Genomic DNA, 2189 nt, shown 5'->3' with positions numbered 1-2189 from the left:
GGCGGCGGACCCTCGGCAACGACCACCCCCACACCCTGATCACCGCATCCACCCTCGCCTCCACCCTGCGCGACCTCGGAGAGCGTCAGGCCGCCCGCAAGTGGGACGCCTTCGTCAGGCGGTATCGCCGTGAACCGTGAGGAAAAATCTCCGCGCCCGGCGCTCAGCTCCTCCGGTAACGCTCAGCTGCCGCGGTAGGTGGAGAAGCCGAAGGGTGAGAGCAGCAGCGGCACGTGGTGATGGCGCGCCGGATCGGTCACCACAAAGGTGATCACAACCTCGGGGAAGAACGCCGAAAGGGACGCGGTGTCGAATATCAGCCGCCACGCGCCCGGCCCGTCCAGGGGGAAGTCCCGCACCCGCCCGTCCTCGTCGGTCACCGCGGATGTGACCAGCCGCCAGCCGCGCACGTCGCCGTCGAAGCCGACAATCATCCGTTCCAGTCCGACCGCCACCCCGCCAGCCGGGGCTCCGGCGGCGGTGTCGATCACATGCGTGGAGAGGGTCACCCCGGCATCATGCCCGGGCGCGGGGCAACCGACCGGTCACGAACCGCTGATCAGGCGCTGCAGCCGCAACGCGGCGATCTCGGCCTGCTGACCGGCGGCGACCCGCAGTTCCGTGGCCGGGTCGTTACTCAGCCGCTGACGCAGCAGGCCCAGCATCTCCTCGGCGCTGCGGCCCGCCGCACGCACCAGGAAGATGTAGCCGAAGCGGTCCTCGTACTCCTGGTTGCCCGCGACCAGGGCCGCCTTCAGGTCGAGACTGGCGTTGTCCAGGGCTGCCTGCTCCCGGCGCGGGGCGTCCAGGCCCGCGACCACAGCCCGGGTGGACGTGGTCGGCGCCGGACGCGGAGCACCGCGCTCACCGATGCGTGGATGGGCGGTGAACGCCTCCAGCCAGTCCGCCTCGGTGAGCTTCCACCACTGCTCGGCGGCCGCGTCGAGCAGCGCCTCGAGGGTCGGGTACGGGCGACTGTCGGTGACCGCGGCTGCCCAGTCCTCCGAGCCGCAGCAGCCCAACAGCTCGGCATGGACGGCCCCCGGGGACAGCGCGTTGAACCAGCGCATGGCCAGCTCCTGGCGTCCGGCCGGGGTCGGGGTGCCGATGAGGCGCAGCCGGGCGAGCCCCCCGTCGGGGATCGCGTCCACCCGCACGTGGGTGGCCTCCACCGGAACCTCCAGGTCGAACAGGTGGCGGGTGTTGGGCTGCACCCGCACCTGCGGCAACAGCGGCTGCCACCCGGTGATCGAGGAGATGTCGTCGCCGTCGAACAGATCCGGGGCGGACGCGGCCCACAGCGCCACGGCCCGGGGGGCGTTGCCGTGGAAGTGCCGGGTGTCGACCTCCGCCCGGATCACCTGACCGGTGGTGGCGAGCCGCACGACGGCCCAGTCATGACCCATCCCCCGCCGGCGGCGGGTCTCCCAGCCCTCCCCCATCACCCGGGCCTCCCCGGATGCGTTGAGGTTGTGCCGGTCGCCGTAGTGCATGTCACTGCACGCCACCACCACCCCGCCGAGGTAGGCGGCGGCCAGGTCGGAGGTGACCCGGTCCAGCATGCGGGGGTCCGCGATCACCGTTCCGTGCACGCGCAACCGCGCCACCCCGCCATCGGGATGGATGGTGAGCCGCACGTGCGTGACGCGGGTGTGGCCAGCCCGCTCGACCGGAAGGATGTTGACCGAATCCGCTCGCAGTGGTGTCCGGCGCACCAGCGGCACCCAGCTGACCGATGCCTCGGCGACCTCGACCGCGGACGGGTAGCCACCCAGCGTGGCACCGTGCAGCTCCACCGACTCCGGCGCGTTACCGGTGAAGTGGGTGGTGTCGACGGTCACCGCTCGCACGACACCGGGCGCACCGAGCCGGACGATCGCCCAGTCCGAGCCGTACGGCTCGCGGCGGCGGCGGGTCTCCCAGCCGTCCGTCCACGCACCCCGCTCGGTGAAGACCCCCGGCCTGGCGATCGGCGGCTCGGGCAACAACATCCGCTCGGCGAGCGCGAAGAACTCGTCGTTGACGGTCACCACCGATCCACCGAACCTGGCGCCGGCGAGGTCGACAAGGTTCGTGAGATCGGGTGCGTCGCTCACTGGTCCTCTTCTCCTGCGAGTCGGGTCCACCGGCTGTTCGGGGTGCGGGTGTTCGGGGTGCGGGGGTGCGGGGTGCGGGTGTGCGGCGTGGGA

Annotated in this window: 2 protein-coding genes; both read right to left on the bottom strand. The window is 71.9% G+C overall.

Annotated features, from left to right (window positions below):
• Window positions 1-182: 182 nt before the first annotated feature.
• Window positions 183-509: a hydroxyisourate hydrolase gene (uraH, locus tag U9979_RS06960; protein WP_322778714.1), complete on the bottom strand. Its 327-nt coding sequence runs from the start codon at window positions 507-509 to the stop codon at window positions 183-185.
• A gap of 36 nt (window positions 510-545) precedes the next feature.
• Window positions 546-2096 (bottom strand): allantoicase, encoded by a 1551-nt coding sequence (locus U9979_RS06955; protein ID WP_322751873.1) that lies wholly within the window; start codon window positions 2094-2096, stop codon window positions 546-548.
• Between the last annotated feature and the right edge of the window lie 93 nt (window positions 2097-2189).

Origin of the sequence: Protofrankia sp. Cas4 (assembly GCF_963555915.1) — a bacterium.
Lineage (GTDB): Bacteria > Actinomycetota > Actinomycetes > Frankiales > Frankiaceae > Protofrankia.
Note: the sequence above shows the minus strand (reverse complement) of the source record. Positions and strands in the feature narration are given on the sequence as shown.